At 67.3% G+C, this 23,247-nt stretch carries 20 protein-coding genes; 10 read left to right on the top strand and 10 right to left on the bottom strand.

Going from position 1 to position 23,247, the window contains the following annotated elements:
- Positions 1 to 123 precede the first annotated feature (123 nt).
- Positions 124 to 3,270 carry a TonB-dependent receptor gene (locus OOB33_RS07340; protein ID WP_271008193.1) on the bottom strand — a complete coding sequence of 1,049 codons (3,147 nt, stop codon included), beginning with the start codon at positions 3,268 to 3,270 and terminating at the stop codon, positions 124 to 126.
- 548 nt (positions 3,271 to 3,818) lie between these two features.
- On the opposite strand from OOB33_RS07340, the gene OOB33_RS07335 reads away from it, so the two are divergent.
- Positions 3,819 to 4,853, top strand: coding sequence for an ROK family protein (locus OOB33_RS07335; RefSeq protein WP_271008192.1), 1,035 nt, complete (start codon positions 3,819 to 3,821; stop codon positions 4,851 to 4,853).
- The gene (locus OOB33_RS07330) at positions 4,850 to 5,596 is read left to right on the top strand and encodes a copper homeostasis protein CutC (RefSeq protein ID WP_271008191.1); all 747 of its coding nucleotides are present in this window, start codon (positions 4,850 to 4,852) and stop codon (positions 5,594 to 5,596) included. Before OOB33_RS07335 ends, OOB33_RS07330 begins: the two co-directional genes overlap by 4 nt.
- A 22-nt stretch (positions 5,597 to 5,618) precedes the next feature.
- Here OOB33_RS07330 and OOB33_RS07325 read toward each other — a convergent pair whose 3' ends face one another.
- Genes OOB33_RS07325 through OOB33_RS07310 form a run of 4 tightly spaced genes read right to left on the bottom strand, consistent with a single transcriptional unit; the run spans position 5,619 to position 11,440 of the window.
- A complete protein-coding gene (locus OOB33_RS07325) occupies positions 5,619 to 7,037 on the bottom strand; it encodes an ABC transporter permease (RefSeq protein WP_271008190.1) in 1,419 nt (472 codons plus the stop codon).
- Positions 7,034 to 8,464, bottom strand: coding sequence for an ABC transporter permease (locus OOB33_RS07320; protein ID WP_333780320.1), 1,431 nt, complete (start codon positions 8,462 to 8,464; stop codon positions 7,034 to 7,036). Before OOB33_RS07320 ends, OOB33_RS07325 begins: the two co-directional genes overlap by 4 nt.
- The gene (locus OOB33_RS07315) at positions 8,461 to 9,222 is read right to left on the bottom strand and encodes an ABC transporter ATP-binding protein (RefSeq protein WP_271008188.1); all 762 of its coding nucleotides are present in this window, start codon (positions 9,220 to 9,222) and stop codon (positions 8,461 to 8,463) included. The genes OOB33_RS07320 and OOB33_RS07315 overlap by 4 nt, the downstream gene beginning before the upstream one ends.
- A 16-nt stretch (positions 9,223 to 9,238) precedes the next feature.
- Positions 9,239 to 11,440 (bottom strand): TonB-dependent siderophore receptor, encoded by a 2,202-nt coding sequence (locus tag OOB33_RS07310; protein ID WP_271008187.1) that lies wholly within the window; start codon positions 11,438 to 11,440, stop codon positions 9,239 to 9,241.
- A gap of 413 nt (positions 11,441 to 11,853) precedes the next feature.
- Between OOB33_RS07310 and OOB33_RS07305 the strand changes: the two genes are divergently transcribed.
- On the top strand, positions 11,854 to 12,600 hold the full coding sequence (locus tag OOB33_RS07305) for a ZIP family metal transporter (RefSeq protein ID WP_271008186.1): 747 nt from the start codon (positions 11,854 to 11,856) through the stop codon (positions 12,598 to 12,600).
- A gap of 49 nt (positions 12,601 to 12,649) precedes the next feature.
- Positions 12,650 to 13,891: a GTP-binding protein gene (locus OOB33_RS07300; RefSeq protein WP_102768206.1), complete on the top strand. Its 1,242-nt coding sequence runs from the start codon at positions 12,650 to 12,652 to the stop codon at positions 13,889 to 13,891.
- Positions 13,892 to 13,946: 55 nt separating this feature from the next.
- Here OOB33_RS07300 and OOB33_RS07295 read toward each other — a convergent pair whose 3' ends face one another.
- The 3 genes from OOB33_RS07295 to OOB33_RS07285 all read right to left on the bottom strand — a co-directional run bounded on the left by OOB33_RS07295 (position 13,947) and on the right by OOB33_RS07285 (position 16,080).
- On the bottom strand, positions 13,947 to 14,297 hold the full coding sequence (locus OOB33_RS07295; protein ID WP_102768207.1) for a DUF1428 domain-containing protein: 351 nt from the start codon (positions 14,295 to 14,297) through the stop codon (positions 13,947 to 13,949).
- A gap of 93 nt (positions 14,298 to 14,390) precedes the next feature.
- Positions 14,391 to 15,413, bottom strand: a complete 1,023-nt coding sequence (truD, locus tag OOB33_RS07290) for a tRNA pseudouridine(13) synthase TruD (protein ID WP_102768208.1) — start codon at positions 15,411 to 15,413, stop codon at positions 14,391 to 14,393.
- 178 nt (positions 15,414 to 15,591) lie between these two features.
- On the bottom strand, positions 15,592 to 16,080 hold the full coding sequence (locus tag OOB33_RS07285; RefSeq protein ID WP_271008185.1) for a GreA/GreB family elongation factor: 489 nt from the start codon (positions 16,078 to 16,080) through the stop codon (positions 15,592 to 15,594).
- Between the two features lie 196 nt (positions 16,081 to 16,276).
- On the opposite strand from OOB33_RS07285, the gene OOB33_RS07280 reads away from it, so the two are divergent.
- Positions 16,277 to 17,179, top strand: a complete 903-nt coding sequence (locus OOB33_RS07280; RefSeq protein ID WP_102768211.1) for an HD-GYP domain-containing protein — start codon at positions 16,277 to 16,279, stop codon at positions 17,177 to 17,179.
- 61 nt (positions 17,180 to 17,240) lie between these two features.
- Here OOB33_RS07280 and OOB33_RS07275 read toward each other — a convergent pair whose 3' ends face one another.
- A complete protein-coding gene (locus tag OOB33_RS07275) occupies positions 17,241 to 17,795 on the bottom strand; it encodes a carboxymuconolactone decarboxylase family protein (protein WP_271008184.1) in 555 nt (184 codons plus the stop codon).
- 145 nt (positions 17,796 to 17,940) lie between these two features.
- Between OOB33_RS07275 and OOB33_RS07270 the strand changes: the two genes are divergently transcribed.
- Positions 17,941 to 18,840: a LysR family transcriptional regulator gene (locus OOB33_RS07270; protein ID WP_271008183.1), complete on the top strand. Its 900-nt coding sequence runs from the start codon at positions 17,941 to 17,943 to the stop codon at positions 18,838 to 18,840.
- Between the two features lie 40 nt (positions 18,841 to 18,880).
- On the opposite strand, the gene OOB33_RS07265 is transcribed toward OOB33_RS07270, so the two are convergent.
- Positions 18,881 to 19,540 (bottom strand): pyridoxamine 5'-phosphate oxidase family protein, encoded by a 660-nt coding sequence (locus OOB33_RS07265; RefSeq protein WP_271008182.1) that lies wholly within the window; start codon positions 19,538 to 19,540, stop codon positions 18,881 to 18,883.
- Positions 19,541 to 19,856: 316 nt separating this feature from the next.
- Between OOB33_RS07265 and OOB33_RS07260 the strand changes: the two genes are divergently transcribed.
- The 4 genes from OOB33_RS07260 to OOB33_RS07245 all read left to right on the top strand — a co-directional run bounded on the left by OOB33_RS07260 (position 19,857) and on the right by OOB33_RS07245 (position 23,164).
- Positions 19,857 to 21,299: a dihydrolipoyl dehydrogenase gene (locus OOB33_RS07260; RefSeq protein ID WP_271008181.1), complete on the top strand. Its 1,443-nt coding sequence runs from the start codon at positions 19,857 to 19,859 to the stop codon at positions 21,297 to 21,299.
- Between the two features lie 37 nt (positions 21,300 to 21,336).
- A complete protein-coding gene (locus OOB33_RS07255) occupies positions 21,337 to 21,960 on the top strand; it encodes a glutathione S-transferase family protein (RefSeq protein WP_271008180.1) in 624 nt (207 codons plus the stop codon).
- An 8-nt stretch (positions 21,961 to 21,968) separates the two neighbouring features.
- A complete protein-coding gene (locus OOB33_RS07250; RefSeq protein ID WP_271008179.1) occupies positions 21,969 to 22,580 on the top strand; it encodes a glutathione S-transferase family protein in 612 nt (203 codons plus the stop codon).
- A 98-nt stretch (positions 22,581 to 22,678) separates the two neighbouring features.
- Entirely contained in the window at positions 22,679 to 23,164 is a 486-nt protein-coding gene (locus tag OOB33_RS07245) for a nuclear transport factor 2 family protein (RefSeq protein WP_102768218.1), read from the top strand.
- Positions 23,165 to 23,247: the final 83 nt, after the last annotated feature.

Genomic DNA, 23,247 nt, shown 5'->3' with positions numbered 1-23,247 from the left:
GCGCGGCACACGCCCGGACCCACAAAGAAAAAGGTCGGCCTGGGTTGCAGCCCATGCCGACCGGGAGCCCCCTCACGAGGTCAGCGCGAGGGGTCGAGGAACATCGTCAAATCGGCCGGTGCGTCAGTACTTGTAGGTCAAGCCCACATAGGCAACGCGCCCAGCGTAGCTGTTGCCGTAGAAGCGATCCTGCGTGTCATTGCCCAGGTGCGAGCGGGCTTCCTGCTTGGTCAGGTTGAGCACCGAGGCCGTGAGGCTCAGCGCCTTGCTGACGTTGTAGGCGGCGTTCAGGTCGATCTGGCTGTAGGGATCTTCGTAGACGTTCAGGCCGTTCATCAGGCCACCCACCACCACACCGCGGCGGTTGTAGGACGCGCGCAGCAGGTACTGGTCGTTGCCGTAGAACACGGTCAGATTGCCCTGGTTCTTGGCGCTGCCCACCAGGGGCGACTTGCCGATCACCTTGCCATCGGCCAGGGTGATCTCGGCCTGGTTGGTCTTGTTGTAGGTGTAGTTGAACTGGAAGCCCAGGCCGAAGTCCAGGGTGTGCTGGCCATACAGCTCGATGCCTTGCGAGACGGCATCGCGGCCGCCGGCGCTGGTGGCGTAGTTCTGCACGGTGACGCTGGTGCCGCCCACGTCCATCACCATATCGCGCACCACGGGCACCGAGAAGTTGCTGACGTTCTTGCGGAACACGCCGGCACCCAGCACCGAGCCGCGATGGAAGTACCACTCCAGCCCCAGGTCGTACTGCGTGGCCTTGTAGGGCTCCAGGCTCTTGTTGCTGCCCTGGCCGAACCAGCCCACCTTGTCAGCGCCACCGATCAGGCGACGGTCATTGACGTACTCCTGGCTGTAGGACTTGAGACCGCCGGGCGTGGCGATGTCGCCATAGCTCGGGCGGGCCACCACCTTGGACGCCGCAGCGCGCAGCAGCAGGTTCTTGCTCAGGTCATAGGCCAGGTTGAGGCTGGGCAGCACATCGGTGTAGCTGCGGTCCAGCGAGCTGACCACGAAGGAGGAGACATGGCCGGTGGCCGGGTTGCTGTTGCTGTCCGGCAGCTTGGTGAAGCCGCTGACGCAGCCCGAGCCTGCCGGTGCACCGGCCGCAGGCAGGCCGCCAGGCAGGCAAGGCGCGGGGTTGCCATCCGGGCCGTCGAAGAAGTAGTCGTTGTAGTAATCGACCTGGTCGGTCGAATCGGCATGCTGCTTGGTGCGAACGAAACGCAGGCCGATATTGCCGCGCAGGCGATCGGTGCTGATATTGGCTTGCAGGTAGGCCGCCGAAATCTTCTCGCCGACGTTGTAGACGAAGTTGTCTTCCTGGCGGGTCTGCATCGCACCGTAGGTCTTGTTCAGGTGCGCGATGTAGGCCGGGTAGTCAATCGCCGGGAAGGCGCTGGCATTGAGGCCGCCGGCCAGATGGCTGAGCGAGTCGCCGTACAGGAAGGAGGACTGGAACTTGGAGGCGGTGGCATCGCAGCCGTTCTGGAAGCGCTTGTCGTAGTTGGCCGGATCGGCGCCCTGGCAGACCCAGTAGTTGTTGCCGGTGCTGCGGCGCGTGCCGCCATCGCGGAACTTGAGGCCGAACTGCAGGGAGTCGAGCCACTCGCTGTCCTGGCGCCAGGTGAAGTCGGCCTGGGCGTACTTCTGCTCGGTGCCGTTCTTGGTCCAGGACGAGGAGGTGGAGCCCAGGTCGATCTCGCCAATGCCCTTCTGCAGATTGGCCATCAGCTCGGGCGCGAAGGTCATGGTCGGTGTGCCGACCAGGCTCCAGGCGCTGGCGGTGTTGCCCATGGTCCAGCTGCCGTTGGCGTTCTGCAGGCGCGGCTTGATGGGCATGGTGAACTGCATGTCCGGCCCGCCCTTGGCCCAGGTGCGGCCGAGCTTGAATCTGGCGTCGATGCTGTCGCCCTTCCACTCGGCGGCGATGTCGGCGGTTTGCGACAAGGCCTTCTCGCGGTTGTAGCTGCCGGTGATCTGCGGCGTGGGCACGGTGCAATCGTCCGGGCCCCAGCCGCCGGGCTTCTGGCCGCCCGCCGCCGCGGCGGCCTCGCTGCAGTAATAGGTCTTGCCGGGGTGGGCGCTGTACTGCGCTCCGGTCACGATGGTGCCGCTGGGATCAAAAGTCAGGCGATCCAGCAGGCGGCCACTCGGCCAGTTGCCATCACCGTCGTAACGGGCCAGGTTCCACTCGGGCACCTTGAGGATGTTGGTCTGCGAGTTCTGCGACAGGTTGAAGCGGAAGTAATTGCCGGTCAGGGTCAGCCGGTCGATGGGCTTGGCCTGCAGGGTCAGCTGGCCGCCCTGGCGCTCACGCTCTTCGCTCTTCACGTTGAGGTTGACCGAGGTCGGCATCATGAAGTTCTGGTAGTACTTGCCGCTCTGGTCGTAGAAGCCCGACTGGCCCCACCAGTAACTGCTCATGCCCGAGGGCTTGCCGTTGACATCGGTAGCGGGGTGGGTCTTGTAGTTGTCGCCGTACCACTGCCAGTTTTCGGTGCTGGCGCCCATGGTGCGGGTGGTGCGCTTTTGCTGCGTCACGCCCACCAGCACGCCGAAGCGCCTGGCCTCGTCGTGCCAGGCGTACTGGCCGGAGAACTGGCCGTCGGTCTTGTGCGTGGTGTCAGCCCAGGTGCCCTCGGCGGTGAAGAAGCCGCTGCCCGACTTCATGTCCAGCGGGCGGCGGGTGTGCAGGATCACCGTGCCGCCGACGCCACCTTCGTCCAGCCGCGCTTCCGGCGACTTGAACAGCTCGGCGCTGGACAGCATGTTCGCCGGCATCAGCATGTAATTGAAGGAGCGGGTCGGGTCGCCGTTGGACTCGGCCGTGGCGATGTAGTTGCCGTTCAGCTGGGTCAGGGTCAGCTCGGACGAGAGGCCACGCACGCTGACGTTCTTGCCTTCGCCGCCGCTGCGGTCCACCACCACGCCGGGCACGCGCTGCAGTGCGTCAGCCACGTTCTTGTCGGGGAACTTGCCCACGTCTTCGGCATTGACCACCTCGACGATGGCATTGGCATTGCGCTTCTGGTCGAGGCTCTTCTCGATCGAGCTGCGGTAGCCGGTGATGACCACCGTGTCCATCTGGGCGGGCGCGGCCTTGGCCTCAGCTTTCTTGTCGGCGGGCTTGTCGGCCGCAGCGCTTTGCGCCTGTGCACCGCCGGCAAGGGCCAGCAAAGCCAGGGTGGCGGCCGAGGCAATCGGCGTCTTCGCCGTGAAGGCCCAGCGACGCTGTCGAGATTCGTACGTGTTCTTGCTTGTCATGGTCTGTCGTCTCCTGATCGTGCCCTTGTGGCGGGCTTTGTTTGATTGGCGGAAGCGAGATCCACATCGCCAGCGGGCCCGGCGGCACGCCTCGCTTCCCAAGGCATAAAAAGTTTCGGCAGCCCGGCGCTCAATGACTCCAGCACGCGAGCTCTCCAACTCCTAGTTCGATGCAAGGTCCAGCAGACCAGGCCGGGGCCTGGGATCGGCAGCAGCTGCGGCTCGTTTTTCAGGGCGCGCCCGGCGCAGTTTCGGGAGAACCCTGTAGATTTACTAAACGACGCAAAAACCGCTGACTTCTCGCTGGGCAGTGCATTCCACCCAGGGAAATTTATACAAAGGATGGCAGACGCCTTCAACAAACTTTCACAGTTTGGATTCAGTTTAGTTTTGTTTAGTAAACGAAACGAGGCGGTCTTGCGACAGCGCATGAAATGGGGCGATTCGGCCTGGACGCGGCCGCGCAGCGGGTCCTAGACTGCGCGCCAGGCCCCCTCTTCCTCTGCGCCGCAGAAGCGGCGGGCGCCGCTGTGCAACAGCCCCGATCCATGAGCTTGAAGCCCCTTTTCTCCTTCCCCGCCGCCGCCTCTTCTGCTGCCGCTGCGCCCAGCTCGATCCACGCCACACCGCCGCACGAGCTGCTGGTGGCCGATATCGGCGGCTCGCACATCCGCATCGCCCGCCACCTCGGCGGCAGCCACTGCGAGCTGCTGCATCAGAGGGCCACACCGGCGCAGGACTGGTCGGCCTTCTGCGATGCCTTGCACGCGGCCGTGGCGCCGCACGCCGGCCCGCACAGCGCCCTGTCCATCGCCATCGCCGGCGTGGTCTCGCCGGCGAGCGGCGAGGTCCAGGCCGCCAACCTGCCCGCGCTGCGCGGCCATGCCTTGGCGCGGGAGCTGACGGCCCGGCTGGGCCTGCCGGTGCAGGCCTACAACGACGCCGATTGCGCCGCCCTGGCCGAAGCCCGGGTGGGCGTGGGCGCCGGGCATGAGGTGGTGTTCGGCGCCGTGCTGGGCACCGGCGTCGGCGGTGGCCTGGTGGTGCGCGGGCAGCTGGTGCGGGGCGCGGGCGGCCTGTGTGGCGAATGGGGCCATGGGCCCATCCTGCGCGAGACCACGCTGTGGAACGGCCACGACCAGCCCGTGCAGCTGCCGCGCTGGGCCTGCGGCTGCGGGCAAATCGGCTGCCTCGACACCGTGGGCGGCGCGCGCGGCCTGGAACGCCTGCATCTGGCGCTGAACGCCGGCGCGCCCCGCAACAGCCATCAGCTGCTGATCGACTGGCAAGCCGGGGAGCCCGCGGCCAGCGCCACGGTCGCCGCCTGGATCGAACTGCTCTCGGGCCCGCTGGCCCTGGTGCTCAATGTCACAGGCGCCAGCGTCGTGCCGGTTTGCGGCGGGCTGAGCCGTTGTACACCCCTTATCGCAGCACTCGATGCCGCCGTGCGCCGGCAGATCCTGCGCCGCGACGCGGAAGACCTGCCCCTGCTGCGACCCAGTGTCTTGAACGACCAGGCCGGCCTGATCGGCGCCGCCTTGGCCTTCGAGCCCGAGACCAGCCACCCGGAGGAGCGCCCATGAGTTGTGTGCTGGAAGTCTGCGTGGACGACATCGCCGGCCTGGAGGTCGCACAGCAAGGCGGCGCCGATCGCATCGAGCTCTGCAGCAGCCTGGGCTGCGGCGGGCTCACGCCCTCGGCCGGCTTGATGGCCGAAGCCGCCCGGCGCAGCCTGCCGGTGATCGCCCTGATCCGCCCGCGCAGCGGTGGTTTCGTCTACAGCGAGGCCGAGGCGCGCATGATGCAGCACGACATCGCCCGCGCCGCCGAGCTGGGCCTGGCCGGCGTGGCCATTGGCGCGCTCACGCCCGAACGCCAGCTGGACCTCGCCCTGCTGGAGCGGCTGATCCGCGCGGCAGACGGGCGCTTGCAGCTGACCCTGCACCGCGCCTTCGACCTGGTGCGCGAACCCGGCGCGGCGCTGGAGGCGGCCATCGCACTGGGCTTCCAGCGCGTGCTGACCTCGGGCGGCGCCCCCACCGCCCCGGGGGGCGCCGCGCAGCTGGCGGCCCTGGTCCGCCAAAGCCAGGGCCGCATCCGCATCCTCGCCGGCAGCGGCATTCGGCCCGACAACGTGGCCGGCTTGCTGGCCGCGACCGGGGTGCACGAGGTGCATGCCTCCTGCCGCGCACCGGCGCGCGAAGCGCCCGACGCCGAGCTGCTGGCACTGGGCTTCAGCGAAGCCCAGGCCTGGCTCTGTTCTGCCGTCACGGTACGGGCGATGCAACAGGAGATCCGCGACCAGGGCGCCCTGAAAGCGCACTGAACACGCCTGGATCAAGTCTGGATCAAGACCGGTTTGGGCGCACCCGGCCCAAGGCCCGCAGCGCCAAACCCAAGGCCAGGCCAGCGATCAAGCCCAGGCCCAGCAGAGAGCCGGCCGGCCACGACGAGTCCGCAGGCCGCGGCCGGAACACCGGCTGCGCCGCAAAGTCCTCGGGTGTGAAGCGCCGCTCCTGAAACAGGAAGGGGTAGTAGAAGGCGCGCAGCCGGGCATGGAACTCAGCCACCGCGTCCTGATAGGCCAGTTGGGCGCGCAGGTCGGTCTCGGCCTGACGGTGCAGCGCAGCCTGAACCCCCACGCCGGGCAAGAGCCATCCCAGGCGCTCGGTCCAGGCCTGCCGCGCGATCAGGCCCTGGCGGTAGTCCGCCACTTGGGGCGCCACACGCTCGTCGCCCAGCTGCTGGAAGGCGTAGTACCACTTCCAATGGAAGCCCGCCGGCAAGGGCGCCGTCTGCCGCCACTCGGGGTGGCTGCGGAAGAACTGCGCCAGGGTGGCCTCGCGCGGCAGATCCCAGGCGCCATGCACGGCCTGACGCTGCGCCAGCATCAAGTCCACCCCCTGATGCACAGGCACAGCCCGCGCCAGCACGGCCTGAGCCAGCGTCGGCAGAACGAGGGTCAGAAGCGCCCAGCAGCCCATCAGCGACAGCGCCTGGGCGGCCGAGCTGCGACCGCCCGCGGCCAGGCACAGCGACAGGCCGCTCCAGAATGCCAGGTAGGCCGCTGTGCAGAGAAGCACACTGGCCAGGGCAGGCAGAGGCATGGCGCTGCATGCCGCGCCGGCCAGCACCGGCAGCACCAGACAGGCGAAGACCAAGCCCACGCGCAGGCCTGCACGGCGCAGCCACAGGCCGCGGCCGCCGCCGGGCAGGGCCAGCAAGGTGCCGAGCCGGCCGGCGCGACGCTCGCCCGAGACCAGCTCGTAGAGCAGCGCAATCAGGAACAGCGGCGCCAGATAGACCAGCACAAAGGCGAAGTCGAAACGCCCGGCCAGCGCCAGCTCGGGGTTGAAGCTCTCACCCTCGTGCAGCTGGGCCTGAAGGGCCAGAGCGCGGATGCGCAGCACATAGGGCACGGCATCGCGCAAACCCAGCGCCAAGAAGGCCGCGGGTGACGGCGGGTCCCAGCTGCTGTGGAAGGTGTAGTACGCGGCCGAACCGGCATCACCGCTGCGCCCATGCTTGAGCGCCTGGGCCGCCAGGTCTTGCTGCTGCAGATCGGCCAGGCGGGCGATGGTCTGCTGCTGGCGGGTCACCTCACGCAGGCCCGACCACACCGCCAGCGAGGCCAGCAGAAACAGCAGCGCCAGCGCCACGCACACGAGGCGCGAGCGCAGCAGCAAGCGCAGCTCATGCCGCCAGGCGTCTGCGGGTCTCGGCTCCTTCGGCTTTGCGGGCGGTGTCATCCATGCCATCGCGCTCATCGCGTGCGTCTCCCCAAATGATGCGTCGCCAAGGCCAGAGCGCCCATCAAGGCGGCCAGCCAGCTCAGCAGCACCACGGCGGCCGGTGCCGCGCGCTGCAAGGCCTCGGCCGGTGGCACCGGCTCGTACTCGAAGCCGGCCATGCCCTGCCAATGCGTGGCGCTGATGCGGTTGTCGCGGCTGGAGCGGTCGCTGGCGAACTTCAACTTCTCGGCCTGCAAGCGGTTGAGCGACTGCACCAGCTGGTAGCGATGGGCTTCAGCCTGCTCGACAAAGCGGCGGAAGCTATGCAGATCGGTGCCCGCCGCGGCCATGGACAGTCGACGCAGCGCGAGCACCGGGCTCAACCAGGCAAAGCGGTCGAGCTGCTGCAGCTGCGCGGCCTGGCGCTCGAAGCTGGCGTGGGCATAACGTGCAAACAGCGCGCTGCTCAGGCGCTCGCCCTCCATGCCCACCAAGCCTTTGTAGTTGACCGGCAGGTCTTCCACGCGGGCCACGCCGTAACGGGCCAGCACCTGCTTGCGAAACTCGGCGAAGTAGGGGTCATCGGGGTTGTGGCTGTCGCCCAGCGCCGCCAGCTCGCGCGCCACCGCGATGTCGGTCTCAAAGCGGGTGGGCAGGGCCAGCGAAGCAGACGCCAGCTCGGGCGCCCAGCGCGGCAGCAAAACCACGCCGAGGGACCAGACGGCCAGCAAGGCCACCAGGGCGTCACGGGCGCGGGCCAGGCAGGCCGACAGCGCGACGATGCCCAGGGCCCAGAGCAGAAGCCACAGGCCATAGCCGAGTGCCAGCGTCAGCAGCAAGATGCCCGAGGCCGATGTGGCCGCCGCCATCCACAGCAAAGCCAGCCAGGCGGGCAAGAGGGCCAGCGCGGCCACGCCGCTGAGCGCCAGGACCTTGCCGGCCACCAGCTGCCAGGGGCGTATGCCCTGGGCCAGCAGCAAGCGCAAGGTGCCGGATTCGCGCTCGCGCGCCAGCGCGCCATGGCCCAGGAAAATCAGCAGCAGCGGCGCCAGCACTTGCAGCACAAAGGCCGGCGTCAGCTGGCCAAAGCGCAGGAGCAGCGAGGACTGCCGCACGTCGCCAAAGTTGGCGCTGTTCTGGCGGTGGCCCTCCAGGTAGAGGGTGTGCCCGGTGTAGGCATCCACACCGGCATCCAGAGCCGCCAGCGGGCTCAGGGGCCGGAACACAAAGTGGCCGTAGTGCACCATGCGGTGGGGGTGACGCTCGGGCTGGGACTCGAACTCATGATCGACCTGAGCCTGGTAGCGGGCCCGTGCGGCCGCCGCGCTGCTGCGCTGCTCCCAGGCGGTGAAGCAGGCCACGGCACTCAGCAGCAGCAACAAAGCCAGGCCCAGCGCGGCGACGCGATCGCGGCGCAGCAAACGCCATTCTTCGACGGCGATTCGGAACACGCTCGCCCTCATGAAGCCCCCGCACCGGCATAACGACGGTGCAGCGCGCGCACGTCAAAGCGCTCTTCGCCCGTGGCGGCCACCTCTTCGATCAGCCGGCCGGCCTCGATGAAGCCGATGCGGTCCGCCACATCGGCGGCGCCGAGCAGATCGTGCGTCACCATCAGCATGGCCACACCCTGCCCGCGCAGCATCCGCAGCAGGCGGCTGAGCTCGCTGCTGGCCTGTGGGTCCAGGCCGGAGCTGGGCTCGTCCAGCAGCAGAACGGGCACATGGCGCGCCAAGGCCAGTGCGATCGAGACTTTCTGCCGCATGCCCTTGGAGAAGCCGGCGACGCGCTGGCCATGGGCCGCGGCATCCAGCCCGGCTGCGGACAAGGCCTCATCGATGGCTTGCGCGCTGGCCGGCTGGCCGGCCAGATGCAGCAGGTAGGCAAGGTTCTCGCGGGCGCTGAGGTGCTCGTACAGCGCCACGTTCTCGGGGATGTAGGCGATCTGGCGGCGCGCGCGGCTGGGCTCGTTCACCGGGTCGATGCCCTGGACGCGCAGCTGGCCACTGGCCGGCCGCACAAAGCCCAGGAACAGGCTCAGGGTGGTGGTCTTGCCGGCGCCGTTGGCGCCCAGCAGGGCGTAGATCTCGCCTGGCTGCACGGTCAGGTCCAGGCCGCGCAAGATGGTGCGCTCGCGGTAGCCCGCCACCACCGCGCGGGCCTCCAGCGCAGGGGGCACTGCCGCAGCGGCGGGTGGATCAGGGTTCAGGGTTTCGCTCATGATGGCGGGCCTCGCGTCAGAACTTGGCCTGCAGGCCCAGGGTGAAGCTGCGGGCTGTGCCCGGCGTCACCCACAAACGGCTGTAGGAGCTGGTGTAGTAGGTGGTGTCGAAGAGGTTGTCGACATCGAGCGTCCAGCGCAGCGTCGGGCTGACGCGCCAGTAGGCCACCAGCTTGGCCGTGGTGTAGGCGGGCAACTCGAAGGCCGGCGTGCCCGCATTGGCCTCGGCCTGGGTGCGGGCCTGGCCCAAGCGGGCGCCCATATGGGTGAGCCCGCCGCCGATGCTGTAGCGCTGGCCCTGCGAGAGGCTGGCCTCGTACACGGCCAGCACACTGCCATTGACCTTGGGCACATTGAGCAGGCGGCCGCCGCGCTCCAGGGTGTTGTCCTGGCTGACCTCCACATCGTTGAGCACCAGGCTGGCGTTGAGGCGCCAATGCGCGCTGAGCTGTCCGGCCAGGTCGAACTCTAGGCCTCGGCTGCGGATCTCGCCGGCAGCGATCGAGAAGCCGGCATGTGCCGGGTCGGCGGTCAGCACCTGGCGCTTGCGGATGTCGAAGAGCGCAGCGGTCGCACCGATGCGGCGGTCCGCGCTTTCCCATTTGCTGCCGAGCTCCAGAGCACGGCCGGTCTCGGGCTTGAAGCCTTGGGCCGCGACATCGGCGCCGACATTGGGGCGGAAGGAGCGGCCGGCATTGGCATACACCGTCCATTGCGGCGAGGGCAGCCAGGACAGGCCGATGCGGGGCGAGCGGGAGCTCGGCTGCTGGCCTGCCGTGGTGCTGTTCAGGCGATTGGCCAGGGTCTGGCGGTAGTCATCGAAACGCAGGCCGGCCACCAGACGCCAGGCGGGGGCCAGCTTGATGGCGTCCTGCAGATAGACGGCCGTGTTGCGCTGATGCTCCAGGGTGCTGGTGTTGGGGCCCGGCTCGGGCGGCGCCTGGCCGTAGGCCGGCTGTTGAATGTCAATGGCATAGGGCTTGCCGGCGCTGGGGTTGACGCGCCGCATCACCGAATCCATGCGGAAGCGGAAGCTCTCCAGACCGATCAGCAGCTCATGCTCGACCGCGCCAAGCTTGACCAGGCCTTGCAGCTCCGCCTGCACGGCGGCATCGTTGGAGTCGTAGTCGCGATGGCGCCGTTGCCGCGTCAGCGTGACGTTATCGGGGCGCAGCGCCGTGGGCTCGGTGGAATAGCCATTCACCCCGGTCTCGCGGTAGGACAGGCCCAGACGGCTGCGCCAGTTAGTGCTCCATTCGTGCGAGAGGATGAGCTGGTGGGTCTGGTTGCGCACGGTCACCTGCCCATCGGCAGGCTCGCCGAGGAAGCGGCTGCGCGGCACCGCACCCAGGCGGTTGTTGACGGCCACCACACCACGGTCCAGGGGTGTCGCGTGGCGCAGGGCTTCACCGACATAGTCGAGCTGGGTGGCAGGGCCCAGCTTCCAGGTGAAGGCCGGGGCGAGCACTTCGCGCCGGGCGCTGACATGGTCGCGGAAGCTGCTGCGGTCTTCCACCGCCACATTGAGGCGGTAGGCGAAGTTCTCACCCCAGGGGCCGGTGCTGTCCAGAGCGCCACGCTTGAGGCCATAGCTGCCCAGATAGGCTTCCACCGCATGGGCCGCCTGCCAGAGCGGGCGCTTGGAGACGATGTTCAAGGTGCCGCCCGGCTCGCTGCTGCCGTAGAGCGCAGCGGCTGTTCCCTTGAGGAACTCGATGCGCTCGACACCGGCCAGATCGCGCGGGGCATTGAAGCCGCGGTTCGATGAGAAACCGTTCAGCAAGGTGGCCATGCCGGTGTTCTCGTTGCCCGGCAGGCCACGAATGGCAATGTTGTCCCACAGGCCGCCAAAGCTGTTCTGGCGCGAGACGCCACCCACGTAATCCAGCACATCGTCGAGCTTGGTGGCACCGAGGTCGTCCATGGCCTGACGGGTGACGATGCGCACCGATTGCGGCAGCTCGCGCAGGGCCAGCTCGGTCTTGGCGCCGGCGGCATCGGCCGCATGGTAGGTGCCCGATTCGGCGCGGCCGACCACGTTGACGGCGGGCAACTGGGCGCTCTTGGCAGCCGGAGCGGTCGGCGCAGGCTGGGCGGCTTCAGCCGGCGCGCGTTCGGGCGCCAGCGTTTGGGCGCGGGCGCTGGCCGCGAAGCAGCTGGCCAGCGCCAGCAGCAAGGGAAGACGGGCGCCAGGCGCCGGGCAGAAATGGGTCAGCATGGGGAAGCGGCTCACGAAGAGGGTGGGGAGAAGAAAGAACAGGAGGAGGAAAGAAAAGGCCAGCTCAGGTAAACAGCCCCAATTCGGCAAGCCCGGCCAGGGCATGGCAGGGCCTCAAGCGAGAAGGCTCAGGAATGCCGACCGACCGCGCGCCCAGCGAGCGTGCGTACACACGCGTGGCGGCAGGTGGAGGGGCGGCTTGAGGGCGGGCAGAAACGTGGACGTGGCATGACGTCATTATTGCGAATGAATTATCATTTGCAAAATCAAATCAATGCCAAGCATGAAAAGGCCGGAGCCTGAGGAGGCGCCACGGCCCTCGGAAGCGAGCGCACTCAAGCCCCATGGACGCCCCCTCGGCGCCCTTCAACACCGCCCATCACCCTCTCACCGCAGCCACCTCTCGCCACCCCATGTCCAGCCTTGCCGCCATCCTCGCCGCCTGCATTGCGGGTGGGCTCCTCAGCCTGCTGCTGGCCGCCATCCTGGCCTTTCGGCTGCAGGGGCGGCATCTGCATCGCCTGATTGCCTTTGCCGCCGGCACCATGCTGGCCGCGGCCCTGCTGGACATCCTGCCCGAGGCCTTGAGCCTGGCGCCCGGCCACAGCGAGGCCGTGCTGGCCACGCTGCTGGCCGGCTTGATCGGCTTCTACTTGCTGGAGCGCCTGGCCTTGTGGCGTCACGCCCATGCTGGCGAGCCGGGCTCGGCCCGTACTGGCACCCCATGGGTGGTGCTGCTGGGCGATGGCTTGCACAACCTGGTCGACGGGGTCTTGATTGCCGCCGCCTTCCTCGCTGACCCTTGGCTGGGCCTGAGCACCTGCCTGGCCGTGGCCTTGCATGAAGTGCCGCAGGAGCTGGGCGACTTTGCCCTGCTGCTGTCGGCCGGCTGGAGCAAGCGGCGGGCCTTGCTGGCCAATGGCCTGTCCAGCCTGGCTTCGCTCGTGGGCGGTGTGCTGGGCTGGCTGGCCTTGGAAAGCGCCCAGGCCGCCCTGCCCTATGTGCTGGCCGTGGCCGCGGCGAGCTTTCTCTACATCGCCGTGGCCGATCTGCTGCCAGCCCTGCACCGCCGGCACCGGCAAGACGGCTTCCTGGCTCAGACCGCCATGTTGAGCGCCGGCCTGGCCTGCGTTCCCGTGGTGGGCCATTGGCTGCACTGAGCGGCAGCCACGCTCACGCCATTCCACACGACCCGCAAAGGTGATCTGCATGTCTCACTCCGCCCCCAAGCGCCTGCCCACCACCGTGCTGTCCGGCTTTCTCGGCGCCGGCAAAACGACCTTGCTCAACCACATCCTGCGCAACCGAGAAGGCAAGCGCGTGGCCGTGATCGTCAACGACATGAGCGAAGTCAATGTCGACGCAGCCCTGGTCCGCGACAGCGCCAGGGCCGCCGGCGTGGGCCTGTCCCGCACCGAGGAAAAGATGGTGGAGATGAGCAATGGCTGCATCTGCTGCACCCTGCGCGACGATCTGCTGCAGGAGGTCCGGCGCCTGGCCGCCGAGGGCCGCTTCGATCACCTCCTGATCGAATCCACCGGCATCTCGGAGCCCATGCCGATTGCCGCCACCTTCGACTTCACCAGCGAGGCGGGGGAAAGCCTCAACGATGTGGCCTACATCGACACCATGGTGACCGTGGTGGATGCCCTCAACATCCTGCGCGACTACAGCAGCGCCGAGTTCCTGGCCGACCGCGGCCAAGCTGCGGGCGAGGAGGACCAACGCCGTCTGGTCCACCTGCTGGTGGAGCAGATCGAGTTCGCCAACGTCATCGTCGTCAGCAAGACCGATCAGGTCAGCCTGGAGCAACTCGATCAGGTGCATGCGCTGATCAAGGCCCTGAACGCCGAGGCGGAAATCATCGACGCGCGCCACGGCGCGGTGGACCTGGACGAAGTGCTGGGCACCGGCCTCTTCGACCTCGACAAGGCCGCAGCCATGCCGCGCTGGGCCCAGGAGCTGGAGGGCCACCACGACTCGGAGGCCGACACCTACGGCATCGAAAGCTTCGTCTACCGCGCGGACAAACCCTTCCACCCCCAGCGCCTGCATGACTTGCTCGCCACGCCCCTGCCCGGCGTGCTGCGCTACAAGGGCTATGTCTGGCTGGCGAGCCGACCGGACTGGGTGGCTTGCGTCTCGGGCGCTGGCCGCATGTGCGATGTGCAGCCCGTCGGCCGCTGGTGGGCCGCTGCGCCCCGAAGCCGCTGGCCGGAAGACGAAGCCACGCGCCAAGCCATCCTCGCCCACTGGACCGAGCCCTACGGCGACCGCAAGCAAGAGCTCGTCATCATCGGCCAGCAACTCGACCGCCAGGCCCTGAGCGCCGCACTGGACCGCTGCCTGCTCAACTTCACCGAAACCCGAAAAGGCATGGCCGCGTGGCGTGAGCTGCCCGACCCCTATCCGGGCTGGGAAGAAACGGCAGCCGAGGCGGCCGCCGCCTGAGCGGCAAGCGACCCCGAACCCGGCCTCGCGCTGGCGCCAGCGAGGAGGCCGTGCCTCAGGACTCCGAGATCACCTCAAACCCGCCAAAAATCATGCGCTTGCCGTCGAAGGGTGGCTCGCCCGCGGCGGCCATGCGTGGATCGGCCATGACCTTGTCCCAGGCGGCATTGCGGAGCTCGCGCGAGGGCCAGGTGATCCAGGAAAACACGACCGTCTCCTCGGGCTGGCACTGCACGGCCATCGGGAACGAAGTCAGCTTGCCCTGCGGCACATCGTCGCCCCAGCAATCGACAACAGCGGTCGCGCCGTATTCCTTGAAGATCTGGCCCATTTGCTGCGAATGCGCCAGAAAGTCAGCCCGCCGGGCGGTGGGAACGGAAGCCACGAATCCATCGACGTAAGCCATGTCAGTTCTCCGATGAGGTTGAAGCAGCAAGACTACCCGAATGCTGAGCACTATCAGCCGCCCATGCCGGCCATGGCTGCGGCGGCACGACGCTCACTCAACCGCCGCAGACGGCTCGCCCTCGGTGTGCCGTTCGGGCTCCGTGGTGTGGAGGATCTCGTTCAGCACCGAGGTGGCATAGTTTCCAGCGGGCAAGCTGAAGCTGAGCACCAGCTGATCGGCCTGCGGCCAATCCCATGACAGCTCACCCGGGCTCGCCACCAGGGCGCGGCGCTCTTGATCCAAACCCGCATGCTCCATGCCCTCGCACAGCGCGGCATGACGGGCGGCCACGCCGTTCTCCAGTGCCTGTGCTTGTTCGCTGCTGCTCACGCGGCCCCGGCCCCAGAGCGGCCCGGTCGGCCGGCCCGCGGCGTCCAACACATCGCCAGGCAAGGTCTGACCCCAAATCCCTTGCTGGATGCGCAGGGCCAGCACTTCATTGAAGACAAAAGAGCGCACCGCCGACAGGTAGATGCCTTTCTTCTTCGGATTGCGCACGCGGATCTCGCGCGCCAGCATGGCCCGCCCCTGCTCGACATTGCCGCCCTCATGGCCGAAGCGCTGCGCGCCGAAGTAATTGGGCACACCCTGAGAGGCCACAGCCTGCAGATTGGCTTCGATGGCGGCACGATCGCCCACCATATCTCGCAGCACGATGCGGAAGCGGTTGCCCTGAAGATCACCGGGGCGCAGTTTCTTCACATGGCGGCTCTGGCTCAGCACCTTGAACTCGGGGTGCTGGAGCTGGGTCAGGTCAGGGGTCTCACCCTTGGGCAGATAGATGCTGAACCACTGGCGGGTGATGGCGTAGCGGTCCTTGAGCCCGGCATAGCCCACATCCCATTCCTGCACACCTGCGGCCGCGGCCAGCTGCTGCGCGACGAAGGCGGTGTTGGCCCCATTCTTCTCGACGTCCAGCCAGATGTGCTCGCCCGCCCCCGAGGGCAGCTGCAGCGGCAGTTCGGTCACGGTGAAGTCCTCGTTGAGGAGCTTCAGCGTGGCGCTGGCACCGCTGGCCGCATAGGCCTTGGGCCACAGCGGCAGGGTCGTGTAGGGGGATGAGACGTCGGTCATGGGGCGGCCTGACGGCGCCAACTGGCGATGGAGGCAGGATGTCCATCCGACCAGGGGCTGTCGAGGGCGCGATTGTCCTCTTTCACGGCCTGCCGGCCTTGGGCAAGGGGCTCCCGATCTGAACCGAACGAGGGAGGGGCGCTGCGGTTGCAGAGCTCGGCCTGAGCCGGCTTGCGGTTCATTGCACCCACAGCAGCTCAAAGTGCTGGCGAAGCGCAGCGATCTGGAGAGAGACCTCATCGCCTTCGAACTTGCCCAGCACCGCCTTGCACAGGGGCGCGTCGCTGCTGATGACCTGAACCCTTTGCTCGCCACAAAGCAAGGTCATGCTGCCGCCTGCCGGGCCGAGAAAGAGCAGCCGTTGCTGCCGCGCGTCCTCGACATCGACCAGGCAGACCAAGGCGCCGAGTTGGACACCTTTGCCGGCGTCGTAGGGCTGCGGGCGGAAGCGGTGCCAGCTGAGCATCGCCTGGCGGATGGCTTCGGCGCGTCGAGCTTGGCCGGTGGCCAGATAGGCGGCCTCCAGACCCAGGGTGTCGTACTTGTTCTCGGCGATGTTCTCTTCGTGAGTCGCCGTCTCATGCGCTGCCCGCGCCGCCTGCTCCACTTGCAGCAGGTCTTCGGTCAGCCGATCCAGCACCTGCTGCTGCAGCAGAGTTTTGTCCATGAAGTAGGAGAGGCGACTCAAACACGAAGGGTAACGGGCTCACGATTATGACGGGCGCCATACCGGGCTCACCGGCGAACAAGAGCTCGCCTTGCCCGTCGCCATCGTTGAACTCGGGCTCGAAGGACTCCTCCGTTCGCGAAGCCTTGGAGATACCATGCCAGCATGCCCGGCTCACCACCGGGAGGAGTACGCAATGACCCGTTCGGAAGCGAAACAGGATGAACTGGGTGGCCTCCGCCAGGAGTTGGCGGCTCAACGGCAGGCGCTGCTGGCCAGCCTCTTGGTTTCAGCCTGGGTGGTCGAAGCGCGAGACCCCTACACAGGCGGGCACCTCTGGCGGGTGGCACGCATGGCGCATGCCCTGGCCCTCGAGTCCGGCTGCGCACCGCGCGAAGCCAGCCGCATCGCCATGGCCGGCTTTCTGCACGATCTGGGCAAGGTTGGAATTCCTGACGCCATTTTGCGCAAGCCGGGCAGGCTCACTGAAGCGGAGTTCGAAACGATCAAGACGCATCCTCGGGTCGGGGCGCGCATCTTGTCCGGCCACCCCTTGGCGGAATTGGTCGTCGGCGTGGTCCACCACCATCATGAAATGCCCAATGGTCTGGGCTACCCCATGGGTTTGGTGGGCGCCGAGATACCTCTGGATGCCCGCCTGGTCGGCATCTGCGACGCGTTCGACGCCATGACGAGCACGCGGCCCTACCGTGCAGGCATGCCCATCTTCAAGGCACTCAACATCATCGAGTCCGAACTCGGCAGGCAGTTCGACCCGTCCCTCGGAGCCCTGTTTGTTCGCATGGGGCGCGACGCTGCCTTCGACGCCATCGTCGGCCACAGTGACGAGGGCATCCCTCTGCAACATTGCCCGGCATGCGGGCCGACGCTGGTCCGCACACGCGCGGTGCGTGCCGGTGATCACCTAGGCTGCCCGGCCTGCTCAGCACGCTTTGTGTGGACCCACGCTGACCAGGACTTGCGGGCCGTTCCCACCGGGGAGCGCGCGAGCGCGCAGGAGTTGGAGCCGGGTCTGGACCGCGCCCAGATCGAGGCCTTGGTGCTCGACTGGGCGGACGCGATTGCCGGCCCGGAGTGACTCAGGCACGGCTTGCGGGCTCGGCGGCCAGCCAGCCGTCCGTCGCCACAATCGGCTCGCCTCAGCGCCCTTGCTCTGACTTGGCTTGGACCACAGGGAAGTCGATGTCCGTGGCCGCGACGTTGTTGACATAGTTGGTCAAGACGTTCAAGGCCACATGGAGCACGATCTCCAGCACGCTGGCCTCATCGAAATCAGCGGCGCGCAAGGCGGCCAGGTCAGCGTCCGTGACGCGGCCCCGTTGCTCGGCCACTTGGAGGGCAAAGCGCAGAGCCGCAGCGCTGCGTGCATCCTCCGAGTGCCCATCGCGGGCGGCACTGATTTCTGCAGCACTGATCTTGGCGACGTGGGTGCCGAGGTAGCTGTGCGCGGACAGGCAGTAGTCGCAGGCATTGAATTCGGCGATCGCGAGGGCAATGCGTTCGCGCAGTTGCACGCTCAGCTTGCCTTTGGCCAGGGCCGAGTTCAAGGACAGATACCCTTCCAATGCGGCAGGGCTGTGGCCCAGGAGCTTCATCAGATTGGGCACCAAACCCAGTTGCTGCTGCACGGCGGCCAGCAGTGGTTTGGCGGCGTCGAGCGAGGTTTCAAGGCTGGGAATGCTGAGACGGGACATGGTCTAACTCCGGTTTTGAGTGGCTTGGGGTGACAGGGTTGGGGATCGATTCGCTGCGGTTTCAGCGAATGGGTGAACTGTCCTTGAATCGCCCGGCATTTAGAATCACCCGGGAATTCAAGACACCATTGCGCGAGGAGAAACAGTGGACCGATTGCACCTGATCAATGTCTTCGTCGCGGTGGTCGATGCGAACGGGTTCGCGGGCGCTGCGCGCAAGCTCAACATCTCGCCGCCCGCTGTGACCCGCGCCATCAGCGAGCTGGAAGCTCATCTGGGCGTGCGCCTGCTGACACGGACGACCCGCGTGGTGCGTGTGACCGAGGCGGGGGCGCGTTATGTGGAGGACTGCCGCCGCATCCTGGCGGAGTTGGCCGAGGCGGATGAATCGGTGAGCGGCTTGCACGCCGCGCCACGCGGCCGCCTGACGCTGACCGCACCGGTGCTGTTTGGGGCGCTGTTCGTCACCCCCATCGTGACCGAGTATTTGCAGCGTTACCCGGAGGTGACAGCGTCCTGCTGGTTCCTCGACCGGGTGGTGAACATGGTCGACGAGGGCGTAGACATCGCCGTTCGCATCGGCGAACTGCCCGACTCTTCTTTGCAAGCGATCCGGGTGGGACGGGTGCGCCGCGTGATCTGTGCGGCGCCCAGCTATCTGAAGCGCCATGGTGCCCCGCAAACCCCGGACGATTTGACAGCACACACCATCGTGTCGGCCAGCGGTGTCACCCCAACGCCAGAATGGCGTCTGGTGGAGAACGGCGCGCCCAAGCTCGTCAAGCTGCAGCCGCGCATGAGCACCACCACCAATGACTCTGCCGTGGCGGCTGCCGTAGCCGGCTTTGGTCTCACCCGGCTGATGTCTTACCAGGTGGCCGAGCATGTGCAAGCGGGGCGGCTGCAGATTGTGCTGAGCGAGTTTGAAACGGCGCCTTTGCCCGTGCATCTGGTGCACCGCGAGGGCCGCCATGCCTCTCAGAAGGCGCGCGCTTTCCTGGATCTGGCGATCGAGCGTCTGCGCGCCAGCAAGGCGCTGGACTGAAAGCGGCCCCGCCGGTGAGGCGGCGCACGCCGCTGCAGCATCAAGCCAGAGGCTCGGCTCCGCGCGCCGGTTCGGCGCCTGATGCAGAGGCCGCCTCGCGCAAGCGCTTCAATTCCTCGCGGGCTTGCAGCAGCTCGGCGCGCAGCGGCTCCACCGCTGCATTCACCTCGGCCTCGGTGAAACGGGGTGTGATGTGCTTGGGGCAGTTCCAGTCGTAAGCTTCGACCGTGATCAGCATGGCGCGCTCCACACGCGCCTCGTACTGCGGCAGGGCCAGCCGGGCCAGCAGGGCCGGGTCTTCATCGGCCGTCACCAGCCTCACGCGCCCCAGGATCTTCAGCCGGCGTTGATGGGCGTAGTCCATCAGGATGATGGAAACGCGGTCATTGCCCTGCAGATTGCCGACGCTGATGTACTGCACATTGCCGCGAAAGTCGGCATAGCCCAGGGTCTTGGCGTCCAGCACCTGGACAAAGCCAGCAGGCCCGCCGCGGAACTGCACATAGGGCCAGCCGGTTTCTCCCACCGTGGCTTGATAGAAGCCATCGCGGGCATGGATGAACTCAGCCTCACGCTCAGTGAGTGCGTCGCGGCGATCCTCGGTGTGATCCAGGGCTTCGTAGGCGGAGCGGCTGCCCATGCGGGTTTGCATGGCCCGCACGGTCGGCGTGAATGCGAGGTCGGAATAGGCTCGGCTCATGAGGGGTCCTTCAGCAGCAGTAGGGGTGAGACAGCCCTGGCGGCTGGCATGGTGAGGCCTGCCACTGTGCGCGAACTCGGTCGGTCTGTGAATCCACGCGGAGCTGACGACAGTGTTTCCGTCACCGGAACAATGCCGGCAAGTCTTTGGCGCACGGATTGCACGGCGGCAGCCTCAAGCCAGCCATTGTTCCGCTCTGCGTAGCAGTGACTTCGCTGCAATGGGGCTTCTCTTGAGGGCGACAACTGCGCACAGTGGAGGCCTTGCCGAGCGGCTGGCGCTTGGCTGACAACCTCGCCCTCCAAAGGAATGCTGCATGCGTGAGCACCATGTCGACGTCGCCATCATCGGCAGCGGTACGGCCGGCATGTCCGCCTACCGCGCAGCCTTGGCACATACCCCCCGCGTGCTCGCCATCGAAGGCGGCCCCTACGGCACCACCTGCGCCCGTGTGGGCTGCATGCCCAGCAAGCTGCTGATCGCGGCCGCCGAGGCGGCCCATGCCGTGGCCGAGGCCGGGCGCTTTGGCGTGCACATCGACAGGCCTGCTCGTATCGATGGCGCGGCCGTGATGGCCCGGGTGCGCAGCGAGCGCGATCGCTTTGTGGGCTTTGTCACCGAAGCCGTACAGGCCTGGGCGCCGGAACACCGCCTGCACGGTTGGGCGCGCTTCACCGCACCCCAGACACTGGAAGTCAAAGGCCATGACGGCGAGCTGCATCGGGTGCATGCGGCGCGCATCGTCATCGCCACCGGCTCCGAGCCTCATATCGAGCCGACCTGGTCGGCAGCGCTGGGTGACCGGCTGATCCGCAACGATGAACTGTTCGATTGGCAGACCCTGCCCCAAGCGGTGCTGGTGCTGGGCACCGGTGTGATTGCGCTGGAGCTGGCCCAGGCCTTGCATCGCCTGGGTGTTCGGGTGCGCGTGCTCGGCCGCAGCCAGCGCGTGGGCCCGCTGACCGACCCGGCACTGCAGGCCTTGGCAGGCGAGCTGTTCAGCAGCGAACTGGCGCTGTCGCTGAACCAAGCCACGCCCCGTCTGCGGCGCGAGGGCGACGAAGTCCTGCTGGAACTGGACGGGCGTGTGGAGCGCTTTGACTATGCCCTGGCTGCCGCCGGGCGCCGTCCGCGGCTGGCGGGCCTGGGGCTGGAGCACAGCGGTCTGCCCCTGCAAGCCGATGGACGCTTGCCCTTCGACCCCCACACCGGGCAGGTCGGCAACAGCCCGATCTTCATCGCTGGCGATGCCAATGGTGAGCGGGAGCTGCTGCATGAGGCCGCCGACGAAGGCCGCATTGCGGGCGACAACGCCGGCCGCTGGCCCGATGTGCGCGTGCGGCCACGCCGTGCGCCCCTGGCCATCGTGTTCAGCGATCCGCAAATGGCCATCGCCGGGCGCAGCCACGCCGAATTGCAGGCGGCGGGCACGCCGTTTCTCGCCGGCCAGGCGTCCTTTGCCGACCAGGGCCGCAGCCGCGTGATGGGCGTCAACCGCGGCGCGCTGCATGTCTACGCCGAAGTGGGCAGCGGGCGCTTGCTGGGCGCAGAAATGCTGGGGCCACGCGCCGAACATCTCGCCCATCTGCTCGCCTGGTCGGTGCAGCGCGGTGACACCGTGCAGCAGATGGTGGACAGCCCCTTCTACCACCCGGTCATCGAAGAAGGCCTGCGCACCGCGCTGCGCTTGTTGCAGCGCGACTTGCGCATGGGCCCACCGCCCGTGGAACGTTGCCAGGACTGCGGACCGGGCGCTTGAGTGCCACCCATTGATCACCTCCCAAACACCGTCAACCATGATAGCCGTCTACTACGCCCCCACGCCCAACGGCGTGAAGATCCCCATCGCACTCGAAGAGCTGGGCGCTCCCTATCGCCTCGTGCCCGTCAATCTGGGCCGTGAAGAGCAAAAGCGCCCGGACTTTCTGGCGCTCAATCCCAATGGCCGCATCCCGGTCATCGTCGACCCCGATGGGCCGGGCGGCGAGCCGGTGTCGGTGTTCGAGTCCGGCGCCATCCTGCTCTACCTCGCCGACAAATTTGGCGGCTTGATGCCTGCCGATCCAAGGGAGCGCATTCGTGCGCTGGAGTACTTGTTTTTCCAGGTCGGCGGCGTCGGCCCCATGTTCGGGCAAGCAGGATGGTTCATGCGCCAGCCCGAGCGAATCACCGTGGGCATCGAGCGTTATCAGACGGAATCGCGCCGCCTGACTGCCGTGCTGGAGACACGGCTGCAAGAAGCCAGGTGGCTGGCCGGCGAGAGCTTTTCGGTGGCCGATATTGCCCACTTCGGCTGGCTGCGCGTGGCCGACTATGCCGGCGTCCGGCTCGAACCCTACCCCGCGGTGCAGGACTGGCTCCAGCGCATCGCAAGTCGGCCCGCTGTTCAGCGAGCTCTCCATCCTGTCCATGCCGCCTGAGGATGATCATGAAGCTGTTCCACTTCCCCCTGTCCGGCAATGCACACAAGGTGCGCCTCATGCTGTCCCTGTTGGGGCTGCCCCATGAGGCGGAAGTACCCACCGGCGGCGCGCACAAGCAGCCCGAGTTCCTCGCCTTGAATCCCTTCGGCCAAGTGCCGGTGCTGGTGGACGGCGAGGTGGTGGTGCGTGACAGCCAGGCCATCCTGGTCTATCTCGCGGCTCGCTACGGCGGCCCGGCCTGGTGGCCGGCGGACCCGGTCCGCCTGGCGGCCATTCAAGCCTGGCTGTCCACGGCCGCCAATGAGGTGGCGCATGGGCCGTCCCTGATGCGCATGCACCGCAAGTTCGGCCGCCCCATCGATCTGGAGGCCACCACGCAGCGCAGCCAGGCCTTGCTCAAGCTGCTGGATGCGCAGTTGCGCGATCAGCCCTGGCTGGTGCAGGGCGATCAGCCCAGCATCGCCGACCTGGCCGTCTACCCCTACATCGCCCTCGCACCCGAGGGCGGCCTGGATCTATCTCCGCACCGCCATCTGGTGGCTTGGCTGGCTCGCATTCAGGCCCTGCCTGGCCATGTGGACATGCCGGGCCTGTGGCGCCCCAGTCCTCAAGAATGAACAACACCCATCACCCCGATCTCACCCGGCGGGACTTGCTTGTGGCTGGCGCCGCAAGCACCGCCGCCGGATTTCTCCACCCCAGCTTTGCGAGCACCATGAGCACCACATCCCCCGACGCGCCGCGCCCCCCTCTGCCCCCGTTCAGCCGCGAGACGGCGATTCAAAAGGTCCGCGCGGCCGAAGACGCCTGGAACACGCGCGATGCCAAGCGCGTCACCCAGGCCTACACGGCCAACAGCCGATGGCGCAACCGGGCCGAGATCTTCCAGGGCCGCGAGGCCATCCAGGCCTTTCTGGAACGCAAATGGGCCAAGGAGCAGGAATACCGACTGATCAAGGAACTGTGGGCCGTCAGCGAAAACCGCATCGCCGTGCGCTTCGCCTACGAATGGCGCGACGACTCGGGCCAGTGGTACCGCGCCTACGGCAACGAGAACTGGGAATTCGATGCCCTGGGCTATATGGCGGTGCGCCATGCCAGCATCAATGACCTGCCCATCAAGCCCGAAGAGCGCAAGTTCCACTGGCCCCAAGGCCGCCGCCCGGATGATCACCCCTCGCTGAGTGATCTGGGTCTGTGAACATACAGGCCTGACTTCAGACGAGCTCTCGCCACAGGGCGCCCCAGCTGGGGCGCCCTTTTTTTTTCTTAGGCGGCCGCAAC

Source organism: Paucibacter sp. B51 (assembly GCF_027863535.1).
In the GTDB taxonomy this organism is placed as follows: Bacteria; Pseudomonadota; Gammaproteobacteria; order Burkholderiales; family Burkholderiaceae_C; genus Paucibacter_A; species Paucibacter_A aquatilis.
This window is presented reverse-complemented; position numbering and strand designations above follow the sequence as displayed.

What these genes read in the sequence shown, in the direction of transcription:
- OOB33_RS07305 (WP_271008186.1), top strand. Translation starts at nt 11,854, where the DNA reads ATGTCCAGCCTTGCCGCCATCCTCGCCGCCTGCATTGCGGGTGGGCTC.
- OOB33_RS07280 (WP_102768211.1), top strand. Translation starts at nt 16,277, where the DNA reads ATGACCCGTTCGGAAGCGAAACAGGATGAACTGGGTGGCCTCCGCCAG.
- OOB33_RS07275 (WP_271008184.1), bottom strand. Translation starts at nt 17,795, where the DNA reads ATGTCCCGTCTCAGCATTCCCAGCCTTGAAACCTCGCTCGACGCCGCC.
- OOB33_RS07330 (WP_271008191.1), top strand. Translation starts at nt 4,850, where the DNA reads ATGAGTTGTGTGCTGGAAGTCTGCGTGGACGACATCGCCGGCCTGGAG.
- OOB33_RS07320 (WP_333780320.1), bottom strand. Translation starts at nt 8,464, where the DNA reads ATGAGGGCGAGCGTGTTCCGAATCGCCGTCGAAGAATGGCGTTTGCTG.
- truD (WP_102768208.1), bottom strand. Translation starts at nt 15,413, where the DNA reads ATGACCGACGTCTCATCCCCCTACACGACCCTGCCGCTGTGGCCCAAG.
- OOB33_RS07260 (WP_271008181.1), top strand. Translation starts at nt 19,857, where the DNA reads ATGCGTGAGCACCATGTCGACGTCGCCATCATCGGCAGCGGTACGGCC.
- OOB33_RS07310 (WP_271008187.1), bottom strand. Translation starts at nt 11,440, where the DNA reads ATGCTGACCCATTTCTGCCCGGCGCCTGGCGCCCGTCTTCCCTTGCTG.
- OOB33_RS07255 (WP_271008180.1), top strand. Translation starts at nt 21,337, where the DNA reads ATGATAGCCGTCTACTACGCCCCCACGCCCAACGGCGTGAAGATCCCC.
- OOB33_RS07340 (WP_271008193.1), bottom strand. Translation starts at nt 3,270, where the DNA reads ATGACAAGCAAGAACACGTACGAATCTCGACAGCGTCGCTGGGCCTTC.
- OOB33_RS07315 (WP_271008188.1), bottom strand. Translation starts at nt 9,222, where the DNA reads ATGAGCGAAACCCTGAACCCTGATCCACCCGCCGCTGCGGCAGTGCCC.
- OOB33_RS07295 (WP_102768207.1), bottom strand. Translation starts at nt 14,297, where the DNA reads ATGGCTTACGTCGATGGATTCGTGGCTTCCGTTCCCACCGCCCGGCGG.
- OOB33_RS07300 (WP_102768206.1), top strand. Translation starts at nt 12,650, where the DNA reads ATGTCTCACTCCGCCCCCAAGCGCCTGCCCACCACCGTGCTGTCCGGC.
- OOB33_RS07250 (WP_271008179.1), top strand. Translation starts at nt 21,969, where the DNA reads ATGAAGCTGTTCCACTTCCCCCTGTCCGGCAATGCACACAAGGTGCGC.
- OOB33_RS07325 (WP_271008190.1), bottom strand. Translation starts at nt 7,037, where the DNA reads ATGAGCGCGATGGCATGGATGACACCGCCCGCAAAGCCGAAGGAGCCG.
- OOB33_RS07335 (WP_271008192.1), top strand. Translation starts at nt 3,819, where the DNA reads ATGAGCTTGAAGCCCCTTTTCTCCTTCCCCGCCGCCGCCTCTTCTGCT.
- OOB33_RS07285 (WP_271008185.1), bottom strand. Translation starts at nt 16,080, where the DNA reads ATGGACAAAACTCTGCTGCAGCAGCAGGTGCTGGATCGGCTGACCGAA.
- OOB33_RS07245 (WP_102768218.1), top strand. Translation starts at nt 22,679, where the DNA reads ATGAGCACCACATCCCCCGACGCGCCGCGCCCCCCTCTGCCCCCGTTC.
- OOB33_RS07265 (WP_271008182.1), bottom strand. Translation starts at nt 19,540, where the DNA reads ATGAGCCGAGCCTATTCCGACCTCGCATTCACGCCGACCGTGCGGGCC.